Origin of the sequence: Rhodococcus sp. YH3-3, assembly GCF_001653035.1 — a bacterium.
In the GTDB taxonomy this organism is placed as follows: domain Bacteria; phylum Actinomycetota; class Actinomycetes; order Mycobacteriales; family Mycobacteriaceae; genus Rhodococcus_F; species Rhodococcus_F qingshengii.
The window spans coordinates 1,276,152-1,298,460 of record NZ_BCWH01000001.1; the positions used below are offsets into that span (position 1 = coordinate 1,276,152).

The following is a 22,309-nucleotide window of genomic DNA, read 5'->3' on the forward strand; positions in this document are numbered from 1 at the left end:
GATCGGTTCGTTTCGCGGACGGCCGGCACGATGTCGATCGCGAGATCGAGCCCACGTGCTCGGTGTGACGAAGTGTGGTGGCCTCGTACGCACGAGACCACCACACCGACGGCGTCAGACGTAAGGCGAGTACGCCGGAAGATCCAACTGACCGTTGCCGGACAGCCCGATCACGATCACCTCGGGTTCGGTGACGGCACGGGCGTGAGCGATAGCGCCGGCAACCGCGTGGGTTGATTCCGGAGCCGGGATGATTCCTTCGGCGCGGGCGAAAATCAGACCTGCCTGGAGTGCGTCGTCCTGATCGACGGCAATTGCATCCATGAGTCCGAGGTTGACCGCGTGCGAGACCATCGGCGACATGCCGTGGTAGCGGAGGCCACCGGCATGGATGGCCGGCGGTACGAAATCCTTACCCAGAGTGTGCATCTTGAGCAGCGGCGTCAGGCCGGCGACGTCACCGAAGTCGTAGCGGTACTCGCCCTGGGTGAGGGACGGGCATGCCGACGGCTCGCAGGCGACCAGACGAGTCTTGGTGCCTTCGCGAAGGTTTCGTCCCAGGAACGGGAAGGTGAGTCCGGCGAGGTTGGAACCGCCGCCGGCGCAACCGAACACGGTGTCGGGGACGGCGTCGCCGGCTTCTTCGAGCTGGACCATTGCTTCCTGACCGATCACGGTCTGGTGCAGCATGACGTGGTTCAGCACGCTACCGAGTGAGTAGTGCGTGTTCGGATCCTGCGCAGCGACCTCGACGGCCTCACTGATGGCCATGCCGAGCGAACCGGTGGTGTCGGGATGCGACTTCAACAGTGCGCGTCCGGCTTCCGTCAGGTCCGAAGGCGACGGGTGACAGATTCCGCCGTACGCCTCCATCTGGATGCGTCGGTACGGCTTCGAATCGAAGGACGAGCGAACCTGCCATACCTCGACGTCGAGTCCGAGCAGCGCGCCCGCGAACGACAGCGACGCACCCCACTGTCCCGCACCGGTTTCGGTGGTGAGCTTGGTGGTTCCTTCGATCGCGTTGTAGTACGCCTGCGCGACAGCAGTATTCGGCTTGTGCGAACCGACCGGGCTCACGCCTTCGTACTTGTAGTAGATGCGGGCAGGCGTGCCCAGAGTGCGCTCGAGTCGATGCGCCCGGAACAGGGGAGAGGGCCTCCACATGCCGTAGATCTCGCGAACCGTCTCCGGGATCTCGATGTAGCGCTCGGTTGCGACTTCCTGCGCGATGAGGTTCATCGGGAACAGCGGCGCCAAGTCCTCGGGGCCGAGCGGCTCACGAGTGCCCGGATGCAGGTGCGGGGGAACAGGCTCGGGGAGGTCAGCCGCCAGGTTGTACCAGTGCGTCGGCACTTTCGACGGGATGGAGACGCCCAAAGGCTCGAGCGAACGGTTGAGTGGGGTGGTGGTCAACTAACTCTCCTTCGTGGATTCGGTACCTGATCTTGGCGGTCGTAGCGACGACGCGTACGGCATTTGCCGGATCGGGGATCCTGGAGAGGAGCCTGCTGGACCACCCGATGTCGGTCCGGGCAGCACGCAGTTGCGGCTGACCGTCAGCGGTCGGGCCACCAGAGGTGCGCAGTGAGCAGGGTCACGAGCCGATCGTACATCGGCACTCGCACCCTGCTCACGTCGGGCGCGACTACATTCTCGCCATCCTTCGTCGGCGCGGCTACATTCTCGCCATCCTTCGTCGGCTCAGCGAAAAATCATGCACGTCGTGGTTCCATGCGCCACCAACTTGCCGTTCTTGTCGAGGACCTTGCCCTCTGCGGTCGCGGTGCGCCCGCCCACGTGAATGACGCTGCCGTGGGCTGTCAGCTCGTCACCGTCGAGAGGCACAGTGCGGATGTAGTTGAGCTTGAGTTCGAGGGTCGTGTAGCCGACGCCGGCCGGAAGCATCGTGTGTACCGCGCAGCCCATGACCGAATCGAGCAGCGTTGCGCAGATGCCGCCGTGAACAGTGCCGAGCGGGTTGCTGAAATCGGCGCGCGGGGTCAGGGCGAAGCTCACCGATCCCTCGTTGACCTCGCGCATCTCCATGCCGAGGAGGCGTCCGATGCTGGGTCGGTCGTTGACCTGCGTTCCCATCCAGCGGAGAAGTTCGAGGCCTGTCATCTGCGCCGGATCGACGGTCGCGGTTGTCTCGTCACTCATTGTTTCATCCCATCACTATGTAGGTCGTCATACATAACGTAGCGTATGAGTCGACAGGTGTACCGACGGCCGAAGGATCTGTGACATGGCAGAGCTGAGCTCACGTGATCGCATGATTCGCAGTGCGGTTGAACTGATCAGCCGCAACGGTGTCGACGCGACGTCCTTCAGCGACGTCATCAAGCACAGCGGCGCACCCCGTGGGTCGATCTACCACCACTTTCCTGGCGGTAAGACCGAGTTGATGGTCGAAGCCGTGCGCGCGGCTGGTGCGATCATCACCAGACGAATCAGCTCGGCTGCGGCCACCGGTTCCACGGCCGACGTGATCGAAGCGGTCGGAGACATCTGGCGACTCAATCTCACGCGCTCGGACTTCGCGATCGGCTGCCCGGTGATTGCCGGCGGGTTGGCGCGTGCCAGTGAGCCAGAAGTCGCGGAAGTGTCGGCTGAGGTCATGCTGGGATGGCAGAAGTTGATCGAATCGCAACTCGAAACTGCGGGTTATCCTGCAGTGCAGGCAAAATCGATGGCAAACCTGACGATCACGTCGGTCGAAGGTGCGGTGGCGGTGTGCCAGACGACTCGAAGTATCGAGCCGCTCGAACAGGTCATCGCTTCACTGCAGGGGCTCTCTCGTTCTGAGACTTGGTCCGGCTGAGCCTTCGGGGGTTGACTTCGGTCGTCAAGTATCCGTAACTTCATGTAACGGCTAATTGGGCAGGAGTAGGCGATGACACATTGGTTCGACCTCGAACCGGTCGGTGTCGATTTCTTCGACACGGCACCGCATATCTTCACGTACTCGATCGATCTCGCCGCCGAACCTGACGCCGTCTGGGCCGGTCTGACCGCCGACGAGCCTTTGTCGTGGTGCCGACTGCTCACAAAAGTGCACTACACCTCGCCGCGCCCCTACGGCGTCGGCACGCGCCGAATCGCGGAGGTGGGCGGCGGTGCGATGCAGATGCGCGAAAAGTTCATCACCTGGGACGACGAAACGCGTCGGCACTCGTTTTACGTCGAACAGTCCAATGTTCCGCTGTTCCAATCCTTCGCGGAGGACTACCGCGTCGACGAGCTCGCAGTGGGTTCGAGACTGCAGTGGAATTTTGCATTCTCGCCGCGTCCGAAGCTGTCGCTCGCGGTGCGCGGCGGGCTACCGGTCAACTCGCTGATCTTCTCGAGCTTCGTGCGCGATACCAAGCGGCACTTCGGTTCTGCGCCACGCCATTGACTTTCTTCCCTTCATACGAGAGGCATCCATGACCACGCTCGGAGAATCATTGACTTTGCCCTGCGGGCAGATCCTGCGGAATCGCACGATGAAAGCTGCGCTCAGCGAGGCTCTGGGTGACCGCACTCATGGACCGTCCACTCGCTTGGAAACGCTGTACGGTCGTTGGGGCAGTGGCGGGTTCGGTTTGCTGATCACCGGCAATGTCATGGTCGATCGATCGCAGATCGCCGAACCGGGCAATGTCGTCGTCGACGACGATCGTGATGCCGAAGCACTGACTGCCTGGGCCAAGACCGCCAAGAACGGCGGCGCCGAGATCTGGATGCAGCTGAACCACCCAGGGCGGCAATCCAACCCGATTGCCAGCAGAGGTAGACCGGTCGCCCCGAGCGCGATCGCGCTGAAGATTCCGGGAATGGCGACGCCGCGAGAACTCTCGACCGCTGAGATCGACGAGATCATCGACAAGTTCGCGGAAACCGCTCGCGTCGCCGAGTCCTCCGGCTTCGGGGGCGTGCAGATACACGCAGCGCACGGTTATCTTGTTGCGCAGTTCCTTTCGCCCTTGTCCAATCAGCGGACGGACGAGTGGGGTGGAGATCCTGAGCGTCGACGACGCTTTCTGATCGAGATCGTTCGGCGCATACGCTCTGCCGTTGCTCCGGGATTCGCGGTCTCGGTCAAGCTCAACTCGGCTGATTTCCAACGAGGTGGATTCTCGGAAGACGAGTCGCGAGAAGTAGTGCGCGCGTTGACCGAAGAGTCGGTGGATCTCATCGAGATCAGCGGTGGCAGTTATGAATCGCCGGCCATGATGGGTAAAGCGCAGAAGCAGAGCACTCGCGATCGAGAGGCATATTTCCTCGAGTACGCCGAGACAGTCCGAGCGATTGCCGGCGACATTCCCTTGGCGGTCACCGGCGGCTTCCGCTCGCGATCGGCGATGGTCGAGGCACTGGCTTCCGGCGCGTGCGACGTGATCGGCCTCGGCCGGCCGACGATCACGATACCCGACGCGGCAACCGTTCTCCTGGAATCGGATCGGGAACGATTGACCGTGCCGACTGTTGAGTTCGGAGCGCGGAAGTTGTTGGGGAAGGTTGCCGACATCTCGATGCTCGACGGTGCACTCGACCTGCAGTGGCATACCGATCAGCTGCACCGGATGGGCGACGGAAGCGAGCCGGATCCGGCTCGGCCGTGGTGGAAGACCCTCGGAACGATGGTGAGGCGAAACGGATTCGATGCGCTTCGCCCCACCAAACGAGCGGCTTGATCAGTTCGGTGCACCGATGTTGAGTTCATCGGGATGCGCGCCGACGCGGGTGCCGTCGTCGAGAGTGTCGATTTCGCTCAGGTCGAGATCGGTGAGTTCGAAGTCGAATACGTCGATGTTCTGAGCGATTCGAGCATCGTGTACGGATTTCGGGATGACGATCAGGCCGTTCTGAAGGTGCCAGCGGATCAGGACCTGCGCGGCAGTCTTGCTGTGGCGGTCACCGATTCGTGTGATGATCGGGTCGGTGAGCAGGGTGTTGGGCTTGGACGCCTTACCCCAACCTGCGTTACTGGTACCGCCGAGTGGGCTCCACGATTCGACCTTGATCCCGTGCTCGGCGGCCTTGTCGCGAATGGCGTGCTGCGTGAGGTGCGGGTGCAGTTCCACCTGATCGACTGCGGGCAACAATCCACCGCGTTCGACGAGAAGCTGCAGATGATGCGGCTCGAAGTTGCACACCCCGATTGCCTTGGCGCGGCCCGATTCCGCGATCTTTTCGAGTGCGTCCCACGTGCGGAGGAGTCGGTCGTTGTCCTGCAGAGGCCAGTGGATGAGGTAGAGATCGACGTAGTCGACGCCGAGCTTGTCGATGCTGGTGTCGAAAGCCTTCAACGCCGGCTCGTAGCCCTGATCTGCATTCCAGAGCTTCGTGGTGAGGAAGATGTCCTCTCGCGCGACGGACGAGTTGGCGATACCTCGTCCGACGCCCTCTTCGTTTCCGTAGGCGGCAGCGGTGTCGATGTGCCGGTAGCCGGCCTCGTCGAGTGCGAACCGTACTGCATGCTCGGTTTCGTCGTTGGTGGCCTGCCAGACTCCGAGGCCGAGTTGCGGGATCGTGGTTCCGGAATTCAGCGTGATGTCAGGAATGCTCATGGATCAAGGCTAGCGATCTCGAGCTGTCCTTGCCTGGGTCAGAGCTGCCTGGGTCAGAGCTGCCTGGGTCAGAGAGTGGTAGCCGAGTACCCATGCGCCGATGCAACACTGTCGGACAGGAGCAGGCCGTCGTGTGTGCTCAGACCTGACCCCAGGCCGGGAACTGTCGCGACCGCGTCCTTCCACCCCTTGTCGGCCAAGGCGACGACGTACGGAAGCGTCGCGTTGGTGAGTGCGTAGGTGGACGTACGGGGGACGGCTCCGGGCATGTTCGCAACGCAGTAGAAGACCGAACCGTGAACCTGGTACGTCGGATCAGCGTGCGTGGTCGCGTGTGAATCCTCGAAGCAGCCGCCCTGGTCGATGGCGATGTCGACCAGGACAGAACCCGGCTTCATACGCGCCACCAGGCTGTTGGAGACGAGAGTCGGCGCCTTCGCCCCGGGGACCAGCACTGCGCCGATGACCAGGTCGGCGTCGAGTACTGCCTGTTCGAGTTCGAGGCTGTTGGACGTGATGGTCTTGACCTGGCCGTGGTACAGCTCGTCGATTTCCCGCAGGCGCGCGATCGACAGGTCGAGAACGGTGACGTCGGCCTGCATGCCGTAGGCCACGGCGATGGCGTTCTTGCCGGAGACTCCCGCACCGATCACCACGACCTTGGCGGGGCGCACTCCGGGGACGCCGCCCATCAGAACTCCGCGTCCGCCGCCGTGACGCATCAAGTGATAGGCGCCCGCCTGCGGTGCCAGGCGTCCGGCTACTTCACTCATCGGGGCGAGGAGGGGCAGTGAACCGTCGGAACCGACAACGGTTTCGTAGGCGATGGAGGTGGTCTTCGACGTCAGGAGCGCGTCGGTGCATTCCTTCGACGCCGCCAGGTGCAGGTAGGTGAAGAGAACCTGATCCTTACGGAGTCGCGAATACTCCTCTGCAATAGGTTCTTTGACCTTCAGGAGTAGATCTGCGTCCGTCCAGACCTGATCGGCAGATCCGAGGATCTGCGCGCCCGCGGCCTTGAAATCCTCGTCACTGAACGAGGAGCCGACGCCTGCACCCGTTTCGATGACGACTTCGTGTCCTCGGCCGACCAGTTCGTGGACGCCTGCTGGGCTGATGGCCACGCGGTACTCGTGGTTTTTGATCTCGCGGGGGATTCCGACCTTCATGACACGGCTCCGAACTGAGTCTGTTGTTTCTTCGAATGGCAGGTGCCAAGCATGAAGTTTCGTCGCCAGATAGTGAAGAGAAGTGAAGATAATTCTCTACGCTGTATGTATGGTGCGTGAAAGTTCAAAAATCGGTATTCAGACGGCTGCCTCGCCGAAGCATGTTCGGGCAGCAATGAAGTTGGACGAGATCGACCGGGTTCTGCTCGAAGAGCTGGTGAAGGATGCGAGGATTCCGAACAATGCGCTGGCCGCGATCGCGGGAATTGCGCCGTCGACATGCCTCGGACGTGTGCGCGCCTTGGTGGACAACGGCGTGATCAGGGGATTCCATGCGGACATCGACCCCGCCGCTCTCGGAATGGATCTGCAGGCGATGATCGCAGTTCGACTGCAGGCCAACGCACGGTCGCACCTCAGCCGGCTCGGCGACGATTTCGCCAAGCTGGACTCGGTGCTCAACGTGTACTTCGTTGCCGGTGTCGACGACTACATGCTGCACGTCGCAACGACGGATTCGGCGCAGTTGCGTGACTTCGTCGTCAACAATCTCTCGGCGCATCCGGCGGTTGCTGCGACCGAGACGATTCTGATCTTCGAACATGTCAGGCCGCGAGGCGGTACTGCCTGATTCGTTCTCACCTGATGGCGGGTCGACGCCCGGACCAGGCGTTCTCGAGGAGTTCGCTCAGGCCTGCCGGGGTGATCTCACGCGGGTTCGGATAAGCGGCGGCGTTCGCGAGTTCGACTGCACGGCCGATCTGATCGTGACTCATTCCCACCTCTCGCAGAGAGGTCGGTCCGCCGCACGAGGTGACGAGGTCGAAAACGCCGGTGGCGGCGTCGGATACACCCAAGGCAGTCGCTATTCGAGACATGACTTCCGGGACGCCAGGCGCGTTGAACGCCATTGCCTGGGGAAGGACAACGGTGTGGGTGGGAGCATGCGGCAAACCGAAGCTGCCACCGAGGGTGTGGCACAACTTGTGATGAAGCCCCATACCGACCGTGCCCAAGCAGGTTCCGGCCAACCAGGCTGCTTGCAGTAGTTCGGCCCTACCTTCCAGATTTTTCGGATCATCGACAATGCTCGGCAGCGCACGGGCGATCCCGGAGATCGCCTCGATCGCCATCAAGTCCGTGATCGGGTTGGACTCGGTGGAGTACAACGCTTCAACCGCATGCGCCATCGCGTTGACGGCGCTGGTGACGGTGGTATCCAGCGGCAGATCGAGAGTGAGGTCGACGTCGTAGATGACGGTTTCCGGTCTGATGTGGGGAGAGGAGCGAGTTGTCTTGCGTCCGTTCTCTGTTTCACCCAACACCGGAGTGACTTCTGATCCCGCGTACGTTGTCGGAACGACGATCTGATCGAACCCCGCTCGTAGTGCCAATGCCTTGGACAACCCGGTTGCCGAACCGCCGCCGATCGCGACGACCGTGTCGACGTGATGGTTCTCGGCAAGTCTCAGCGCGGCTGTCGTGACTTCGATCGGAGTATGCATCACAGCGCCGTCGAAGCGGGCCACCGCCATGTCGCCGAGAGATTCGGTCACGGCGGCGGCAACCGCGTCGAGTCGACGACTTGCCAGCACCATCACTCGGCTACGGCCGAGCCGCCGCACTTCTTCGGCGATCGTATCGATCATCCCTTGGCCGAAGACAATTCGAGCCGGTGAAGCGTCGTACGAGAAGGGCTTCATGTCATCCCTGCGAAACGGTGGCGTGCATTTCCCAGACGATGACCTCTGCCCCGGTATCGGAGCTGAGCTGCTGACCTCCGCCGCCGGACACGCGTACCGCGTCACCTTGTTCGAGCACTCCGACGCCTTCCATGGCGGCCTGACCGTCGGCGACAAAAACGTGCAGGAACGGTGCGTCCGGCAGGGTCACAGGTTGTCCGGGTTGCAGACGCGCAACGTGCATCGCGGCGTACTTGTTCTTGATCCGGATTGCCGAGTGATCGGCGTACGCGTCCATGCCGGAGGCGACGGGAACCAGACCACCGGCAAGCAATTCGGCGTCGATCTCCAACTGCTCGTAGCCGGGGGCGATTCCGGCTTCGTCGGGGATGACCCACATCTGGATGAAGTGAACCGGGTCGCTGTGCTTGTCGGAATGGCTGCCGGCCACGTCACCGAGTCGCCACGAATCGTTCTTCTCCGAATGCAGGATTCCCGTTCCAGCGCTCATCCGCTGGGCGAGACCGGGGTAGATGACGCCCGAATGCCCCATCGAATCCTGATGTACGAGAGAACCTCTCAGTACCCAGGTGACGATCTCCATGTCCTGGTGCGGGTGGGTGTCGAATCCCATTCCGGGCGTGACGATGTCGTCGTTGTTGACCAGGAGAAGACCGTGGTGAGTGTTCTTCGGGTCGTAGTGATTGCTGAACGAGAACGAGTGCTTCGAGTCCAGCCAGCCGGCATTGGACTTGAAGCGATCCCCGGATCGACGGATATCGAGGTTCGGCTGCGACAGAGTGGAGGTCATGGTGTGCCTTCCGAAGGGTGTGGGGGAGAGCAAGTTTTCAGAGGACGTGATTGCCGTACATCTCGCCGAGAGGGTCGGCGATCAGCTCGAGTCGAGCGCCGTCGGGATCGCGGAAGTACAACGAGACCTCGCTGTGCTCGATCAGTTCGACGCCGGCCTCGGTCAGTTGGGTGCGCAGCTTCGCCCACTTGGCAGGTTCGACGCTGATCGCGATGTGGTGGAGGCCGCCGAGTACTTCTTGGTACGGGCCCACGTCGAGACCCGGGAAGTCGAAGAAGGCCAGAAGGTTGCCATTGCCGATGTCGAAGAAGAAGTGCGACGACCCGGGATAGTCACGGTTCTCGATCAACTCGGTGAGTGGGAATCCGAGGAGATCCTGGTAGAACTTCACGGTTCGTTCGACGTCACTGCTGATCAGGGCCGTATGGTGCAGGCCGCGTGCGGTCGATGCGGGTCGTTTGTCGGCGGGGAGCAGATGTCGATCCCTGATCTCGGCCCGGCGTTCCTCGAACTGCACTGCGTTGTTGTCGCTCATAGCGCCCGCCTCTCGGTTGAACCTTCTCTTCGAACAGGTAGTTGACTGATCAACTACATTGAGAATAGATCATTTGATTTCGTTGTCAACTACTTCGGATATGCTGGTGTCATGGAATCGACGCGGTGGTTGAGCGACTCGGAGCAAACGGCCTGGCGGGCTTACCTGGACTCGACCCGACTGCTCCAGCGTGTTCTCGATCAGCAGTTGGTGCGAGACTCCGACATTTCCTTCACCGATTTCGAACTGCTGGTCGCTCTCGCCGAAGCGCCCGGCCGGCAACTGCGCATGAGTGAGCTCGCCGACGCTGTGATGGCTACCCGAAGTGGTGTGACCAGGGCCGTCAATCGGCTGGTCGGTGCCGGGTGGGTGCGCCGGGTCGAGTGTGTCGACGACAAGAGGGGCGCTAATGCGGAGCTGACCGACTCGGGTGCCGAGAAATTGGCGTCGGCAAGCCCGGCGCACGTGGCCGCTGTACGGGAGAGCATGTTCGACCTGCTGAGCCCGCGAGATGTCGAGCGGCTGGGTGTGGTCTTCGGTGAGATGCGTCGGCACCTTCTCGAGGCCCAAGCAAGTAATTGACAGAGCAACGGCCCATGTCACGTAGTTGGTGAGGGCTGCGAACGGACTGCCATCATTGTCTGGTGACCCGTATTCGTATGTTCGCAACCGACCTCGACGGCACCCTGCTGCGCTCCGACCGAACGATTTCGGCGCGCACCGCGCAGGCCATGGAGAACGCGCGGCTCGCGGGGATCGAAGTTGTGTGGGCGACGGCCCGGGCCAGGCATTCGGTACACACGTTGGCGAGCTCGTGCGGATTTCGCGGTAAAGCTGTGTGTGCCAACGGAGCTGTCATTCTCGACCTGGCGGACGGGACTCCGGAGATCGTCGACACCGTTTCGATCGAAACATCTTTGGCTGCAACAGCTATGGAGCAGGTTCGTGCTCTGATTCCTGGCGTCGTGTTCGCGAACGTCGGACCCACGCAGTTCTTTGCCGAGCCGGAGTATGCCGCTCTGTGCGAGTTCGCGGACCATCACCGGCACCTGCACGAGATGGTGCTCGCCGATACGCTGCCGCTGGACGTGGAGCCGATGGTCAAGATCGTGGCCCGGCATGCCGAGGTTCCCAGCGCCGACCTGTACCGAACTGCGGTCGCTGCGGGCATCGAGGGTGTGGAGTTGACCCACTCCGGCGCCCCGTACATGGAAATGGCTGCAGCGGGCGTCTCGAAGGCCAGCGCTCTCGCGCAGTTGTGCGCGATCGACGGCATCGACGCGTCGGAAGTTGCCGCGGCCGGTGACGCCTTCAACGACGTTGCGATGCTGACCTGGGCCGGAACGGCTCTGGCGCCCGCCAACGCCAGAGCCGAGGTCATCGAGCTCGCCGACCGAATTTTGCCCACGAACGACGAGGACGGGGTGGCGAGCTACCTCGAAGAGCTGGTTGCGGGGAGCTAGTTCAGCTGCTGACGGCCTTGGGTCCGGTGCCGATACCGACTCCGCAGTCCGTCATGAATTCGGAGAAGACACGGTCGAAGCGATCCGGATAGTCAAGGTGCGGGAAATGCCCGGCGCGCTTGAATATCGCCACCCGCCCCAGCGGTAGTTCGGCGCGAGCATTCTCGGTGTGGGCGTTGGGGATGATGGTGTCTTCCTCGCCCCACACCAGTAGTGCCTGCAGGTTCTTGAAGTTGGCGAAATGCGGAGTGGCATTGACGGTTTGGCCGTTGTAATTGATGACCGATCGCGCGGTCGCCAGAAATGCCTGACGTGTCGACGCGTCCGATACCGAAGCAAAGCTCTTACGGGCCTCACTCGCGCTGGCACCGAGCTTGAACAGGCCGATCTTGTTGAAAAGTCCGAGCGCTTTGTCCGTCACGTCGGTCAGCGTCCTGGACGCGAGAACGGGAAGTACCAGTTCGCTGCCGGGCAGAGTCGCCGCGCGCAGGAGTGGGCTCACCTCGGGGCCGAGTCCGCCGCTGGCCACCAGGCACAGCCGCTCCACCCGGTCGGGGAACAGGTACAGCGTCTGCATCGCGATCCCACCACCGAGGGAGTGACCGACGAGGGTGGCCGACGGAATATCGAGGGCTTCGAGGAGGTCGCGAACGGTGGCGGCGTGAGCACTGAGTGAATAGTCGCCGGCAGGCTTGTCCGACGCACCATGTCCGAAGAGATCAGGGGCGATCACGCGGTAATGACGCGAGAGCGTCTCGATCTGCGGCTCCCAATTGGAGTGCGCGCCCAGTAGGCCGTGAATGAGCACCACAACGGGGCCACTGCCTTGGTCGACGTACTTGAGCTGGTCGCCGTGCAATACAACCGTCTGTAGTTGGTCGGTTGCCATGATTGAACCTTTCGGAGCCGCCAGTGTCTGTGGCTGCTCGCGTGTTGTCGGACCGCACCCGCCCCGACGCGGATCCACGGGTATTTGTGACCGGGAGTAACCCCAGTTCCCTCAGTATGCCCACCGAGGGGCCCGATGTCGTCGCCATCGGGCGTGTTGTGACGAACCGTGAGCCGTCGGCTGAGGGGAGACGTACAACTCACCGCCGCGTGTCGGCGCCGCTGATCAGGCGAAATCGACCAGTTTGCCGAAAGTGAGGTTGATGTCCCACGGTGTGACGCCCCACGTCTCGATCGCTGATACCGCGAAGATTCCGGCAGCCTCGATGGTGTCCTGTGAGGCTGGTGCCGAAACGGAAACGCCGGTTTGTCCGCTCGGAACCTCCGGCCAGACGCCGGTTCCGGCGGGCGCGGGGGTGGCCTCCATGACCGCGTTGGCCAGTCCCGATTCGTCGACGGTCGTGAAGAGGCAGTTCGGCTCGTGGGGGGAATCCCACCCGCCGAGTTCCGCGAGCCAGAATTCGCCGCGTCCAGCAGCGGAGATCGCTATGGACGCGAGTACCGATTCGAGATCTTCCCAAGCGTCGCCGGTCGGGGAGGACGCGTCGGTGAGCTTGAACGGTGCGGCAAGTGCAGTGCTGTCAGGGGAAGCGAAGCGCGGCTGCACAGTGAGGGCCTGGGTCTGGGTATCCAGAAACGCAACCTCTCGGAACTTGTTGTCCGGCAGGGTCGTACGGGCTACGAGACCGCGTCCCAACAGTGCGCCGAGCGCCGCGGGATCGTCGACGCTCCACAAGCGGGTCTCGTCCTCGGACCAGGTGCGGATCTTTCCGCCGACGACGGGACTGATCAGCACGGGCTCGAGGTTCGTAGTGCCTGTTGACTCGCTCACCGCTGGCTCTCCATGGTATTCGCTCGGCATCTTTGGTAGTCCTATCGACTAATCCTAAGTATGACCGGTGGGGTTCGCCGTCGGTTGGTCCGGGCGGGTATATCGCACGTCGGATTTTTCGATGCGGCGTTACAGTTACGGATGTAAAAATGACCAACCGAACCTTATTCCGTAGAGTGGCGCCCCATGTCACTGTAGGCAAGTAAGGGGTTTAGGGGAACTTCTGTACGTGCCGAAGAACGGTGCGAGATCTGTAGCACTTGAACTCAAGTGCGAGTCGAACTTATCGAATACACTGCTTGCATGTTGGATATTCAAAAACTGAGCGCATGGTCGAGCGAGGATCAAGAATGGCTGGTCGATCTTCTTGGGCTTGTCGGCCTGTTAAAAAAATGCATAATCGACAAGCAGTATCGCATTTCTGATTCCTGGGTAAATGCAATTAGTTTGAATCAGGTAGGGAATGAGCATGTTGAGAGGCTGCGCGCGAAACGACATAAGCCCAACGAGTCCAAGATGGTGGTATTTCTAAGGATCTGGTCCGGTGACTCTCTGTTTGTTAGTAGGGAAACTGATCCGGATGCGCTTAGGAAGCTACTTTCTGAAGAGATATTGAATGGCAAGATCCGATATCCTTATGTTTTTGGGCGTCTTGCCAGTGATCTTATATTTGAAAAATTTCCGGGGATGAACTCACTGACTGCGGCGCAGACCAAGATTCTGCTGGATGAACTTCCATTAGGAGTCTTTCAGGAGGGGCGGACGGTAGTGGGACCAATGGGTGCCTTCAGAAGCAGATCATTCCGTGCAATTCCGCCTCCATTTCATGAGGTTTATGGGTATCTTTGCAGCGAGGCTCACTGCTTAATACTTCATCCCGTGGATATCTCCACGGGAGAAAGTTCCGTATCAAAGGCTCAGAATCGTCTGGATGAAATCTTGGATAGATCCACTCAGGGAGATATCGAATCCATGCGAAACCTAAATCGAATTGTCCAAAAGATTATGGGTTTAACTTCAGAAAGATTTTCTACCGATTTAATTAATGTAATTAGTGACGATCTAACAATTGAAGAGATGCGCTGCGTGGTCGAGCGACTATTTTCGGAAATTTGCAGGGATCCTGTCGAGAGAACTCGTATCGGCAAGCAGATGAATGTAATATTTTCGAATCCTTCTGATTTGATTGAGTCATTCAGTGTTCAGCAGTTGGAGCAAGCGATTCTCTATTTTACGGACGAAGAGATTTGTAGAGCTATCGATCGAAATGTTAGGGCCGGGAATATTAGTGTAAGTGCCTATGGAAAAAGAAAGTCAGTTGTCTCTCGTTTTCCCGAAGGTTCTTACGATTTATCGGCGGAGATAGGATCTTACGGGGTTAGGTTTGTCGACGGTACTGTTTCCGGATTTTCATCGAACCTATCGAAACTCATCCGCGATATTTACTTTGGGTCAGGTTCGGTGCTTTCGGCAGAAGATTTAGCTTTCGCACTTGATTTGAGCCCGGGCAAAGATTTGAAATCCGAGTTGGCGTCATATCTGGTCAAGGAGACCCCGGATGAAATAATAGACAGGTTGATTCTCAGCAATCGTCAGGCTTCGGATTTCGCTGGTGAAGACTACGGGGTTTCTGATTATCTAAGCGAGGGGAGGTCCGTCTTCGGGGCTGCGTTAAAATGGAAACTCGGTGCACCGATAGTTCCAGGAAATTTGATTATTGAGTCCCTTAAATCTCAATGCAACGCCTTGATTGAATTGGTGAAATCTGGTGCCGATGAATCTGAATTAAGAGGTACATCAAGTAATGTTTTTGTCGCGTTTGAGGAGATTCTTCAAAGGTCTCTTTCGTATTGTGCTTGGGCATTTACCGTAGATCACTACCTTGAGATCCCGAGATTCAGCTACGATCTCGATATAGGTTCAAACTCCTTGTCGTGGGTGGAGCAAATGTCTCCAACAGCAGACCCTCGTCTACGGTTGACACCCGGTGGAAAGAATATGCTATCGCAATTGTCGGCGGGGTTTGCGCGATTAGCGAAAGGGCTGGTTTCTGTAGAATCACGTTCGGGGGAGTATGTACGACCTAAGAAAGACTTTCCGTTGCCATGTATTTATGGCACATCGGTATTCTCGTTTCCGAGTCGGTGTGCGTTTCTGAATCTGCGTGAAATCTCAAGAGAAATGATACTTAAAGATCTCAAAAGTATGTCGCGGAGATGTCAGGCTGGATCGTTGGGTGATACGCGCAACGATGTAATGCATGGGAATACAGATTTTCCAAGTTCGGAGCGATTGATAGACGCTGCGAATGAGATAGGGATAATTATCAAAGAATTAGAGGATACAGGTCTTTTCCCCCTCGTGTATGACTTGAAAGCACGTTCGATAGATCGTTTCGGTCGCGAGACCATTGAATATGAACGTCAGGGTAAGATAATCACGCTAAACTACCCGTCGGTTGAATTGGCTCCGGGCCTGCCCTATAGGTCTACACGTCTCTTGATGTTTCCAAAATATGAAGTGGGAGAGTCGGGCCCGCTGAGATTCAAGTTAATTACGGGATCGCCTCGATCCGGATACTGGAAGGACTGGCCACCCCGGTGGCCTGAAAGGGCTGACATTCCGCTTGGGAATTCGACGCGTTTGAATTACCCGAATTCCTCCGAGCAGAAAGATGAGGCGATCTGAGACATTCCCTGATTCTTCGTACCGGTCCTTAGTGTTATATTCGGGGACCGGTACGAGAACCTGTTGATCGATTTATGACTCACATATGCGTGCCGCCGTCGATGCGGATTTCGGTTCCGGTGACAAACGAGCCGTCCTCGGAAGCGAGCATCGCGATCACGCCGGCGACCGCGGACGGGGGAGCGAAACCCTCACCGATTGCCGGGGCCAGCTTGCCGAGCAGCGTGAAGTCGATGTCGGCCGGGAAGCCGGGATCGGAGGTCATGCCCGAAGCGATGCTGCCGGGTGCGACGGCCACGGCGCGAAGGCCCTGCTTGCTGTACTCGAGTGCAAGTGCGTGCGTGAAGGATTGGATTCCGCCCTTCGACGCTGCATATGCCGTCATATACGGGTGGGCGAAGGTGGCCGACGTGGAACTGAAGTTGACCACGACGCCTGCCCCGCTTTCGAGCAGTGCCGGCAGGGACTCCCTCGTCATGAGGAATGTTCCGGTGAGGTTGACCCCGATGACGGTGTTCCAGAAATCGAGTGTCATCTCGTGGGTGTGTGCGGAGCGCAGAATGCCCGCCGCGTTGACCAGCACGTCGAGGCCGCCCAGAGCCTTGAGCGCAGCGCCGACCTGTTCGCGAACAGACTCTTCGCTGGAGATGTCGACCTTCACCGTGGTGAGGCGATCGGAGTGGCCGGCGTCCTTCGCGGTGTTCAGCGTCTGTTCGAGGCCGGTCTCGGAAATGTCGGCGGCGACGACGGTGCCACCTTCTGCCAGGATGCGGGCAACGGTGGCCTGGCCGATTCCGGATCCTGCGCCGCTGATGAGGACGCGCTTGTCGTCGAATCGATTCACGAGAAAACTCCGGTCTGTGGGATGGACAGCTGTCTGGTGACCGATTCTGCGCGATCCAGAGCTATTAATCTGCTGGGCATTCCACTGACTGGGCACCAGTGGTGCTTGTTCGCTCGCAATCCCGAGCGAACAAGCACCGACGTCTCCTAGAGGCCCGCTGCCTGCGCGAGGCTCGGCAGGTAGGTGCTCGGCTGACCGAAGAGCTGAGCGCTGCCGTGTGCACGCTTGAAGTACAGCTGAGCGTCGTGCTCCCAGGTGATTGCGATTCCGCCGTGCAACTGAACCGCTTCGGAGGTGATCTGCTGCAAGGCTTCCGAGCAGTAGACCTTCGCCACTGCCGCGTCGTCCGCCGACTGCGTCGCCACGGCGGCGTACGTCATCGAGCGCGCCGTCTCGACCAACGTGTACATGTCGGCCATCCGATGCTTGAGGGCCTGGAAAGAACCGATCGCGCGACCGAACTGCTTGCGCGACTTGGTGTATTCCACGGTCTGTTCGACGATCGCTGCGGCCGCTCCCACCTGTTCAGCAGACAAGGCGATCAGAACGACGGTTCGGATCCGATCGACCAGATCTTCGGACCACTCCAGTGGCCGACCACGAACACCGGAGAACGTGACCTCCGCCAGCGTTCGCGTCGGATCCATGGTGGGGACGCGTCGGCGGGAGACGCCTTCGGCCGCTGGATCCACTTCGTAGAACCCGTCGGCCGTGAGAACGAGCAGGGTGTCTGCGACGTGTCCGTCGAGGACGTACGACGCCGTGCCGGTCAACGCGTCTTCGGTTGCCTCGACGCCGAAGGTGCTCCAACCCGCGGCACCTGCCCAGCACAGAGCGAGCGTGCTCTCGCCGGACGCGACACCGGGCAGCAGTCGCGAGCATGCGTCGTTGTCACCGGAAAGCAGCAGTGCCTGTGCGGCAAGAATCGCCGAACCCAGCATCGGTGACGGGGTCAGCGTGCGGCCCAATTCCTCCTGGACCACGTGTACTTCGCCCAAACCTGCTCCGACGCCGTCGAACTCCTCCGGAATCGCCAACGCGGCGACGCCGATCTGCTCGCACAGCTTGCTCCACAAAGCGGCGTCGTAGCCGATCTCTGTGGTGATGGCGGCGCGGACGGCAGCGGAGTCGGAATGCTTGCTCAGGAGATCGCGTACCGATGCGCGCAATGCTGCCTGGTCTTCGGTGTCGATGCTCATGATGCAACCAGCGCTTCGACGACGCGTGCGCGATGCTCGGACGGTGTGCCCCACGCGGTGAGCAGCGCCCGTACCTTGGTGAGCCACAAGGAGAGATCGTGTTCCATCGTGTAGCCGATGGCGCCGTGAACCTGGAGTCCGACGCGAGCGGCCTTGTACGCAGCATCCCCGCACGCGACCTTGGCCGCAGAGATGTCACGCGAGGCGTCGGCCGACTGATCGCGAACCGACAGTGCGGCGCCGTGCAGCAGGGGGCGAGCCATCTCGAGGGAGACGGCAACCTCGGCCAGGTGGTGCTTCATGGCCTGGAACTGTCCGATGACCTTGCCGAACTGCTTGCGCTGCTTCGCGTATTCGGTGGTGACCTCGAGCAGTGTCTGTCCCAGGCCCTGCAACTGCGCGGCAGTGGCAAGAGCGCCCATGTCGAAGGCGGCCGAGAAGTCGGCGAAGCCCAGTGATTCGCCGGCGGAAACCTCGTAGAGCTTGCGGGAGAGATCCACTGATGCCTTGGCTTCGCCAGGGACGCCGAGTGATACGGCACCGTCCTGCGCTAGCAGAACCAGATCCACCGCATCGGCGTCGAGCGCGAACGGTGTGCGCGGGGGAGCTGCGACGGTTGCCAGCGAACCCTCGGCGAGAGCAGAGAGACGTTCCGGTGCAACGGAAGCCAGGAGCGTCGGCGCCACGGCGATCGTTTCGACGACCGGTCCGGGTACTGCGTGCCGACCGAGCTGTTCGAGCGCAACGACCAGGTCGACGGCGTCGGCGCCGAGTCCGTCGTGCTCTTCGGAGATGACGAGACCGTTGACGCCGGTCTCGGCGAGGCGCTGCCAGAGCTTCTTGCCCGGCTCGGTGTCACCGTCGTTCCACGAACGGATGACGGCGGGCATGTCGGACTTGGTCAGCAGCGCATCGATGCTTGCAGCGAAGTCCTGGTGGGAGGAGTCGAGCGCGAATCTCATCGGTCCGCCTTCGGTAGGCCGAGCAGACGCTCAGCGATGACGTTTTTCTGAATCTCGTTGGTGCCTGCGTAGATCGGGCCGGACAGGGAGAACAGGTATCCGTCCATCCAGTTGTCGGCCAACTCGGCTTCAGGGCCCTGAAGTTCGAGAGCAGTCTCGTGGGTGGCGATATCCCACTCGGACCAGAAGACCTTGTTGATCGAGGACTCGGCGCCGAGCTGTCCACCGTCGGCCAGACGGGTGACGGTGCCGAATGTGTTGAGTTGGTAAGCGCGAGCGCCGATCCAGGCGTCGGCGACCTGGTTGCGCAGAGCGCTGTCGTCGGTGCGTCCGCTGGACTTGTACAGCTCGAGCAGGCGGTCGACGGTGGCGAGAAAGCGGCCGGGGCTGCGCAGCGAGAGACCACGCTCGTTGCTCGCGGTGCTCATCGCGACCCGCCAACCTTCGTTGACGTTTCCGATCACACCCGACTCACCTGGGTTGGCCGGGTCGTCCGGAACGAAGACGTCTTCGAGGAAGATCTCGGCGAAGCCGGGCTCACCGTCGAGCTGATCGATCGGGCGAACGGTGACACCCTTCGACCGGAGGTCGAACATGAAATACGTGATGCCCTTGTGGCGCTGCGCATCCGGATCGGAGCGGAACAAGCCGAAGCCCCAGTCGGCGTAACTCGCGCGTGAGCTCCACGTCTTCTGACCGTTGAGCAGCCAGCCGCCGTCGACCTTCTTCGCACTCGAACGCAGGCTAGCGAGGTCGGAACCGGATTCGGGCTCGGACCAGGCCTGGGCCCAGATGTCGTCGGCACGAGCCATGCGCGGCATGATGCGAGCCAACTGCTCGGCATTTGCATGCTCGAACAGTGTGGGAGCCAACAAGAAGATGCCGTTCTGGCTTACGCGGCCGGGCGCGCCCGAGCGGTAGTACTCCTCCTCGAAGATGACCCATTCGAGCAGGGACGCATCGCGTCCGCCGAGTTCCTTGGGCCAGGAGACGACGGCGTAGCCGGCATCGGCGAGTGTGTGCTCCCACTGACGGTGCTCTTCGAAGCCTTCGGCGGTATCCATCGACTTCAGGGGAGTCGCGGGCACATTCGCTTCCAGGAACGAGCGAACCTCGTCACGGAATGCGGTTGTGGCGTCGTCGAATACGAGATCCACTAGTTTGTTCCTTCCTGCGGTGCGCGAGCACTGGCAGCCATAGCTTTGGCGTCGAGACCACCAAGCGAGTCTTTGCCGACTTCGGCGTTGTGAGCGTGAGCGAAGTGATGCAGACCGAAGACGGAGTCGATGCCGTTCCGCATCCCCATCTGATCCTCGCACTGATTGACGGCCTTCTTGGTCAAAGCCAGTCCGAAGCGCGGCATCTCGGCGATACGTCCGGCGAGCTCGAACGTCTCCTTCTCGAGATGCTTGCGGGCGACGACGCGGTTCACCATGCCGATTTCGTATGCACGTTGCGCGGTGAACCGATCGCCGGTGAAGAGCATTTCCTTGGCGAATCGTGAACCGACCATCCACGGGTGCGCGAAGTATTCGACGCCGGGGATGCCCATGCGGACAACGGGATCGGAGAAAAAGGCGTCGTCGGCCGCGACGATCATGTCGCAGACCCAGGCGAGCATGAGCCCGCCGGCAATGCAGGCGCCTTGCACCATCGCGATGGTGGGCTTGGGGATCTCCCGCCAACGGCGGCACATGCCCAGGTAGACCTCCATCTCGCGGGCGAAACGCTGGTCACCGCCTGGCTTGTCGACGTGATCCCACCACATGGTGGCCTTGTTCTCGTACTCGACGTGATGGTCGCGTCCCGGAGTTCCCAGGTCGTGACCGGCACTGAAGTGAGGTCCGTTGCCTGCCAGGACGATCACCTTCACGTCGTCGTCCTCGACGGCGCGCTGGAATGCCGCGTCGAGGGCGTACGTGACCACCGAGTTCTGGGCGTTGCGGTAGTCGGGTCGATTCAAGGTCACGACGGCGACCGAGTCACGAACCTCGTAGGTCACGACGTCGGCTTCGAAGGGAACGGTCATGATTGTTCCTCGCGCAGAACCGTTTTGAGGACCTTGCCCGAAGGGTTACGGGGCAGATGATCTACGAAGCGCACCTCGCGGGGCACCTTGAAGCCTGCGATCTTCTCCTTGAGGAAGGCGATCACCGACTCTTCGGTGAGGCCGGCACCGTCGAGTTGGGCGATGTAGACGCGGCCCACCTCTCCCATCCGGTGATCGGGGATGCCGATGGCAGCAGACTCGTGGACGCCGGGCAGGCGAGCCAACATGCCCTCGATCTCGGCGGGGTAGACGTTGAATCCGCCGCTGACGTACATGTCTTTCAGACGGTCGGTGATGTCGAGATAGCCACGCTCGTCGAGGGTTCCGACGTCTCCGGTGTGCAGCCAGCCGTCGGCGTCGATTGCCTTGGCGGTGGATTCGGGGTCGTCGAGGTATCCGAGCATGACGTTCGGTCCACGAAGCAGGATCTCACCCTGGTCGCCGATCTTGACCTCGAAATCGGCTGTCGCGCGGCCGGAACTGGTGGAGACGGTGACCGGGTCGTCGTCGGTGCGGCACATGGTCGCGACCACTGCCTCGGTCAAACCGTATGCCGTGAGGACGGCGTCGAAAAGCTCTGCTTGCATGCGCTCGACGAGAGCAACCGGCACGGGTGCTGCGCCCGTGATCGCGATGCGGAGCGAGGACAGGTCGTATTCGCTGCGGCGGGGATGATCGAGGATGGTCTGGTAGATCGTCGGGGCGCCGGGCAGGATGCTGATCTTCTCGCTGCTGACCAATGCGAGGGTGTCGTCGATGTTGAAGACGGACACCGGCACGATCGTCGCACCGTTCAACAGGCAGACCAGGATTCCGGCCTTGTATCCGAAGGTGTGGAAGAACGGGCTGATGATGAGGAAGTTGTCGTCGGCGGTGACCTCGGCGCATTCACCCCACGACTTGGCGACGGCGATGGACTGACGATGCGCGGTGATCGCACCCTTGCTGCGTCCCGTGGTGCCGGAGGTGAAGAGGATGTCGCTGACGTCGTCTGGCTGCACCTTCGCAGCACGCGCGTCGGCTTCGGTGCGGGCGGCGTCGGTGGCGAGCGCGAGGAAGTCCTCGAACTCGATGACGCCGTCACAATCGTCGTCCCCGTCGATCGGTACCTGGATGACGGTGGGGATCCTCAGGTCCGGATTGGCGTCGAGCAACTGCTGGTACCGGTCGGCCTTGAGGAACGTGCCGACGACCACCAGGGCAGCTGCGTCGACGCGCTCGATGATGTCGAGTGCTTCGGTGCCGGTGTAGCGCGTGTTGATCGGGATGATGGCTGCGCCGGCGTACTGAGCGCCGAGCAGGGCGATCACCCAGTGGTACGTGTTGGGCGCCCAGATGACGACGCGGTCGCCTGCCTTCACCCCACGGTTGATCAGTGCGCCGGCGAAATCGCGGACGCGCTGATGTAGCTGTGCGAAGGTCAGTCGGGTGTCGCCATCGGCGATAGCCGCGCGCTCACCGAACTCCTCGGCGGCCCGGATGAGGGCTGATGGGATGGTTCTCGGTTGTTCGGTCACTGGACTCCTACCTGACACGCTACCTAGCAAGTGCTTGGTAGGTTATCTTACATA

General features: G+C 60.9%; 22 protein-coding genes. 7 read left to right on the forward strand and 15 right to left on the reverse strand.

What is annotated here, in order from left to right; translation table 11 throughout:
- Positions 1-114: 114 nt before the first annotated feature.
- Together YH3_RS05985 and YH3_RS05990 are read right to left on the reverse strand one after the other, a co-directional pair.
- Complete coding sequence (locus YH3_RS05985; RefSeq protein ID WP_042920478.1) at positions 115-1,416, reverse strand: TrpB-like pyridoxal phosphate-dependent enzyme; 1,302 nt, start codon at positions 1,414-1,416, stop codon at positions 115-117.
- Positions 1,417-1,704: 288 nt separating this feature from the next.
- Positions 1,705-2,163, reverse strand: a complete 459-nt coding sequence (locus tag YH3_RS05990; protein ID WP_003945940.1) for a PaaI family thioesterase — start codon at positions 2,161-2,163, stop codon at positions 1,705-1,707.
- A gap of 85 nt (positions 2,164-2,248) precedes the next feature.
- Between YH3_RS05990 and YH3_RS05995 the strand changes: the two genes are divergently transcribed.
- The 3 genes from YH3_RS05995 to YH3_RS06005 all read left to right on the forward strand — a co-directional run bounded on the left by YH3_RS05995 (position 2,249) and on the right by YH3_RS06005 (position 4,679).
- The gene (locus YH3_RS05995; protein ID WP_064443114.1) at positions 2,249-2,824 is read left to right on the forward strand and encodes a TetR/AcrR family transcriptional regulator; all 576 of its coding nucleotides are present in this window, start codon (positions 2,249-2,251) and stop codon (positions 2,822-2,824) included.
- Between the two features lie 72 nt (positions 2,825-2,896).
- Positions 2,897-3,400, forward strand: coding sequence for an SRPBCC family protein (locus tag YH3_RS06000; RefSeq protein WP_019746932.1), 504 nt, complete (start codon positions 2,897-2,899; stop codon positions 3,398-3,400).
- A gap of 28 nt (positions 3,401-3,428) precedes the next feature.
- Entirely contained in the window at positions 3,429-4,679 is a 1,251-nt protein-coding gene (locus tag YH3_RS06005) for an NADH:flavin oxidoreductase/NADH oxidase family protein (protein WP_007734160.1), read from the forward strand.
- Here YH3_RS06005 and YH3_RS06010 read toward each other — a convergent pair whose 3' ends face one another.
- Together YH3_RS06010 and ald are read right to left on the reverse strand one after the other, a co-directional pair.
- Positions 4,680-5,555 (reverse strand): aldo/keto reductase, encoded by an 876-nt coding sequence (locus YH3_RS06010; RefSeq protein WP_007734162.1) that lies wholly within the window; start codon positions 5,553-5,555, stop codon positions 4,680-4,682.
- Positions 5,556-5,623: 68 nt separating this feature from the next.
- Positions 5,624-6,724 (reverse strand): alanine dehydrogenase, encoded by a 1,101-nt coding sequence (ald, locus tag YH3_RS06015; protein WP_054188063.1) that lies wholly within the window; start codon positions 6,722-6,724, stop codon positions 5,624-5,626.
- 109 nt (positions 6,725-6,833) lie between these two features.
- On the opposite strand from ald, the gene YH3_RS06020 reads away from it, so the two are divergent.
- A complete protein-coding gene (locus YH3_RS06020) occupies positions 6,834-7,355 on the forward strand; it encodes an Lrp/AsnC family transcriptional regulator (protein WP_064443115.1) in 522 nt (173 codons plus the stop codon).
- A gap of 7 nt (positions 7,356-7,362) precedes the next feature.
- On the opposite strand, the gene YH3_RS06025 is transcribed toward YH3_RS06020, so the two are convergent.
- The 3 genes from YH3_RS06025 to YH3_RS06035 are packed head-to-tail and all read right to left on the reverse strand — an operon-like array spanning position 7,363 to position 9,752.
- Positions 7,363-8,427, reverse strand: a complete 1,065-nt coding sequence (locus tag YH3_RS06025; RefSeq protein WP_058227649.1) for a maleylacetate reductase — start codon at positions 8,425-8,427, stop codon at positions 7,363-7,365.
- 1 nt (position 8,428) lies between these two features.
- Complete coding sequence (locus YH3_RS06030) at positions 8,429-9,217, reverse strand: pirin-like bicupin family protein (protein ID WP_064443116.1); 789 nt, start codon at positions 9,215-9,217, stop codon at positions 8,429-8,431.
- Between the two features lie 37 nt (positions 9,218-9,254).
- Positions 9,255-9,752 carry a VOC family protein gene (locus YH3_RS06035; protein WP_054781329.1) on the reverse strand — a complete coding sequence of 166 codons (498 nt, stop codon included), beginning with the start codon at positions 9,750-9,752 and terminating at the stop codon, positions 9,255-9,257.
- Between the two features lie 111 nt (positions 9,753-9,863).
- Here YH3_RS06035 and YH3_RS06040 point away from each other — a divergent pair, with 111 nt between their 5' ends.
- Both YH3_RS06040 and YH3_RS06045 read left to right on the forward strand, forming a co-directional pair.
- Positions 9,864-10,334, forward strand: a complete 471-nt coding sequence (locus YH3_RS06040) for a MarR family winged helix-turn-helix transcriptional regulator (protein ID WP_007734171.1) — start codon at positions 9,864-9,866, stop codon at positions 10,332-10,334.
- Positions 10,335-10,396: 62 nt separating this feature from the next.
- Entirely contained in the window at positions 10,397-11,215 is an 819-nt protein-coding gene (locus tag YH3_RS06045; RefSeq protein WP_003945542.1) for an HAD family hydrolase, read from the forward strand.
- 1 nt (position 11,216) lies between these two features.
- On the opposite strand, the gene YH3_RS06050 is transcribed toward YH3_RS06045, so the two are convergent.
- Both YH3_RS06050 and YH3_RS06055 read right to left on the reverse strand, forming a co-directional pair.
- The gene (locus YH3_RS06050) at positions 11,217-12,104 is read right to left on the reverse strand and encodes an alpha/beta fold hydrolase (RefSeq protein ID WP_064443117.1); all 888 of its coding nucleotides are present in this window, start codon (positions 12,102-12,104) and stop codon (positions 11,217-11,219) included.
- 225 nt (positions 12,105-12,329) lie between these two features.
- Entirely contained in the window at positions 12,330-12,995 is a 666-nt protein-coding gene (locus YH3_RS06055) for a hypothetical protein (RefSeq protein WP_064443476.1), read from the reverse strand.
- Positions 12,996-13,298: 303 nt separating this feature from the next.
- Between YH3_RS06055 and YH3_RS06060 the strand changes: the two genes are divergently transcribed.
- Positions 13,299-15,683, forward strand: a complete 2,385-nt coding sequence (locus tag YH3_RS06060) for a hypothetical protein (protein WP_064443118.1) — start codon at positions 13,299-13,301, stop codon at positions 15,681-15,683.
- A 79-nt stretch (positions 15,684-15,762) separates the two neighbouring features.
- Here the strand turns inward: YH3_RS06060 and YH3_RS06065 are convergent, their stop codons facing one another.
- From YH3_RS06065 to YH3_RS06090, 6 genes are all read right to left on the reverse strand, one after another.
- Positions 15,763-16,527, reverse strand: a complete 765-nt coding sequence (locus YH3_RS06065) for an SDR family NAD(P)-dependent oxidoreductase (protein WP_054827265.1) — start codon at positions 16,525-16,527, stop codon at positions 15,763-15,765.
- 146 nt (positions 16,528-16,673) lie between these two features.
- On the reverse strand, positions 16,674-17,726 hold the full coding sequence (locus YH3_RS06070; RefSeq protein WP_003945931.1) for an acyl-CoA dehydrogenase family protein: 1,053 nt from the start codon (positions 17,724-17,726) through the stop codon (positions 16,674-16,676).
- On the reverse strand, positions 17,723-18,688 hold the full coding sequence (locus YH3_RS06075; protein WP_064443119.1) for an acyl-CoA dehydrogenase family protein: 966 nt from the start codon (positions 18,686-18,688) through the stop codon (positions 17,723-17,725). Before YH3_RS06075 ends, YH3_RS06070 begins: the two co-directional genes overlap by 4 nt.
- Positions 18,685-19,845: an acyl-CoA dehydrogenase family protein gene (locus YH3_RS06080; RefSeq protein ID WP_007734181.1), complete on the reverse strand. Its 1,161-nt coding sequence runs from the start codon at positions 19,843-19,845 to the stop codon at positions 18,685-18,687. Before YH3_RS06080 ends, YH3_RS06075 begins: the two co-directional genes overlap by 4 nt.
- Positions 19,845-20,717: an enoyl-CoA hydratase gene (locus YH3_RS06085; RefSeq protein ID WP_054188068.1), complete on the reverse strand. Its 873-nt coding sequence runs from the start codon at positions 20,715-20,717 to the stop codon at positions 19,845-19,847. Before YH3_RS06085 ends, YH3_RS06080 begins: the two co-directional genes overlap by 1 nt.
- Positions 20,714-22,255, reverse strand: coding sequence for a FadD3 family acyl-CoA ligase (locus tag YH3_RS06090; protein WP_064443120.1), 1,542 nt, complete (start codon positions 22,253-22,255; stop codon positions 20,714-20,716). Before YH3_RS06090 ends, YH3_RS06085 begins: the two co-directional genes overlap by 4 nt.
- Positions 22,256-22,309: the final 54 nt, after the last annotated feature.

Coding starts and splice junctions, on each gene's coding strand:
- YH3_RS06035 (WP_054781329.1), bottom strand. CDS start 9,752: ATGAGCGACAACAACGCAGTGCAGTTCGAGGAACGCCGGGCCGAGATC.
- YH3_RS05990 (WP_003945940.1), bottom strand. CDS start 2,163: ATGAGTGACGAGACAACCGCGACCGTCGATCCGGCGCAGATGACAGGC.
- YH3_RS06025 (WP_058227649.1), bottom strand. CDS start 8,427: ATGAAGCCCTTCTCGTACGACGCTTCACCGGCTCGAATTGTCTTCGGC.
- ald (WP_054188063.1), bottom strand. CDS start 6,724: ATGAAGGTCGGAATCCCCCGCGAGATCAAAAACCACGAGTACCGCGTG.
- YH3_RS06030 (WP_064443116.1), bottom strand. CDS start 9,217: ATGACCTCCACTCTGTCGCAGCCGAACCTCGATATCCGTCGATCCGGG.
- YH3_RS06075 (WP_064443119.1), bottom strand. CDS start 18,688: ATGAGATTCGCGCTCGACTCCTCCCACCAGGACTTCGCTGCAAGCATC.
- YH3_RS06050 (WP_064443117.1), bottom strand. CDS start 12,104: ATGGCAACCGACCAACTACAGACGGTTGTATTGCACGGCGACCAGCTC.
- YH3_RS05995 (WP_064443114.1), top strand. CDS start 2,249: ATGGCAGAGCTGAGCTCACGTGATCGCATGATTCGCAGTGCGGTTGAA.
- YH3_RS06040 (WP_007734171.1), top strand. CDS start 9,864: ATGGAATCGACGCGGTGGTTGAGCGACTCGGAGCAAACGGCCTGGCGG.
- YH3_RS06020 (WP_064443115.1), top strand. CDS start 6,834: ATGGTGCGTGAAAGTTCAAAAATCGGTATTCAGACGGCTGCCTCGCCG.
- YH3_RS06000 (WP_019746932.1), top strand. CDS start 2,897: ATGACACATTGGTTCGACCTCGAACCGGTCGGTGTCGATTTCTTCGAC.
- YH3_RS06005 (WP_007734160.1), top strand. CDS start 3,429: ATGACCACGCTCGGAGAATCATTGACTTTGCCCTGCGGGCAGATCCTG.
- YH3_RS06060 (WP_064443118.1), top strand. CDS start 13,299: ATGTTGGATATTCAAAAACTGAGCGCATGGTCGAGCGAGGATCAAGAA.
- YH3_RS06010 (WP_007734162.1), bottom strand. CDS start 5,555: ATGAGCATTCCTGACATCACGCTGAATTCCGGAACCACGATCCCGCAA.
- YH3_RS06070 (WP_003945931.1), bottom strand. CDS start 17,726: ATGAGCATCGACACCGAAGACCAGGCAGCATTGCGCGCATCGGTACGC.
- YH3_RS06085 (WP_054188068.1), bottom strand. CDS start 20,717: ATGACCGTTCCCTTCGAAGCCGACGTCGTGACCTACGAGGTTCGTGAC.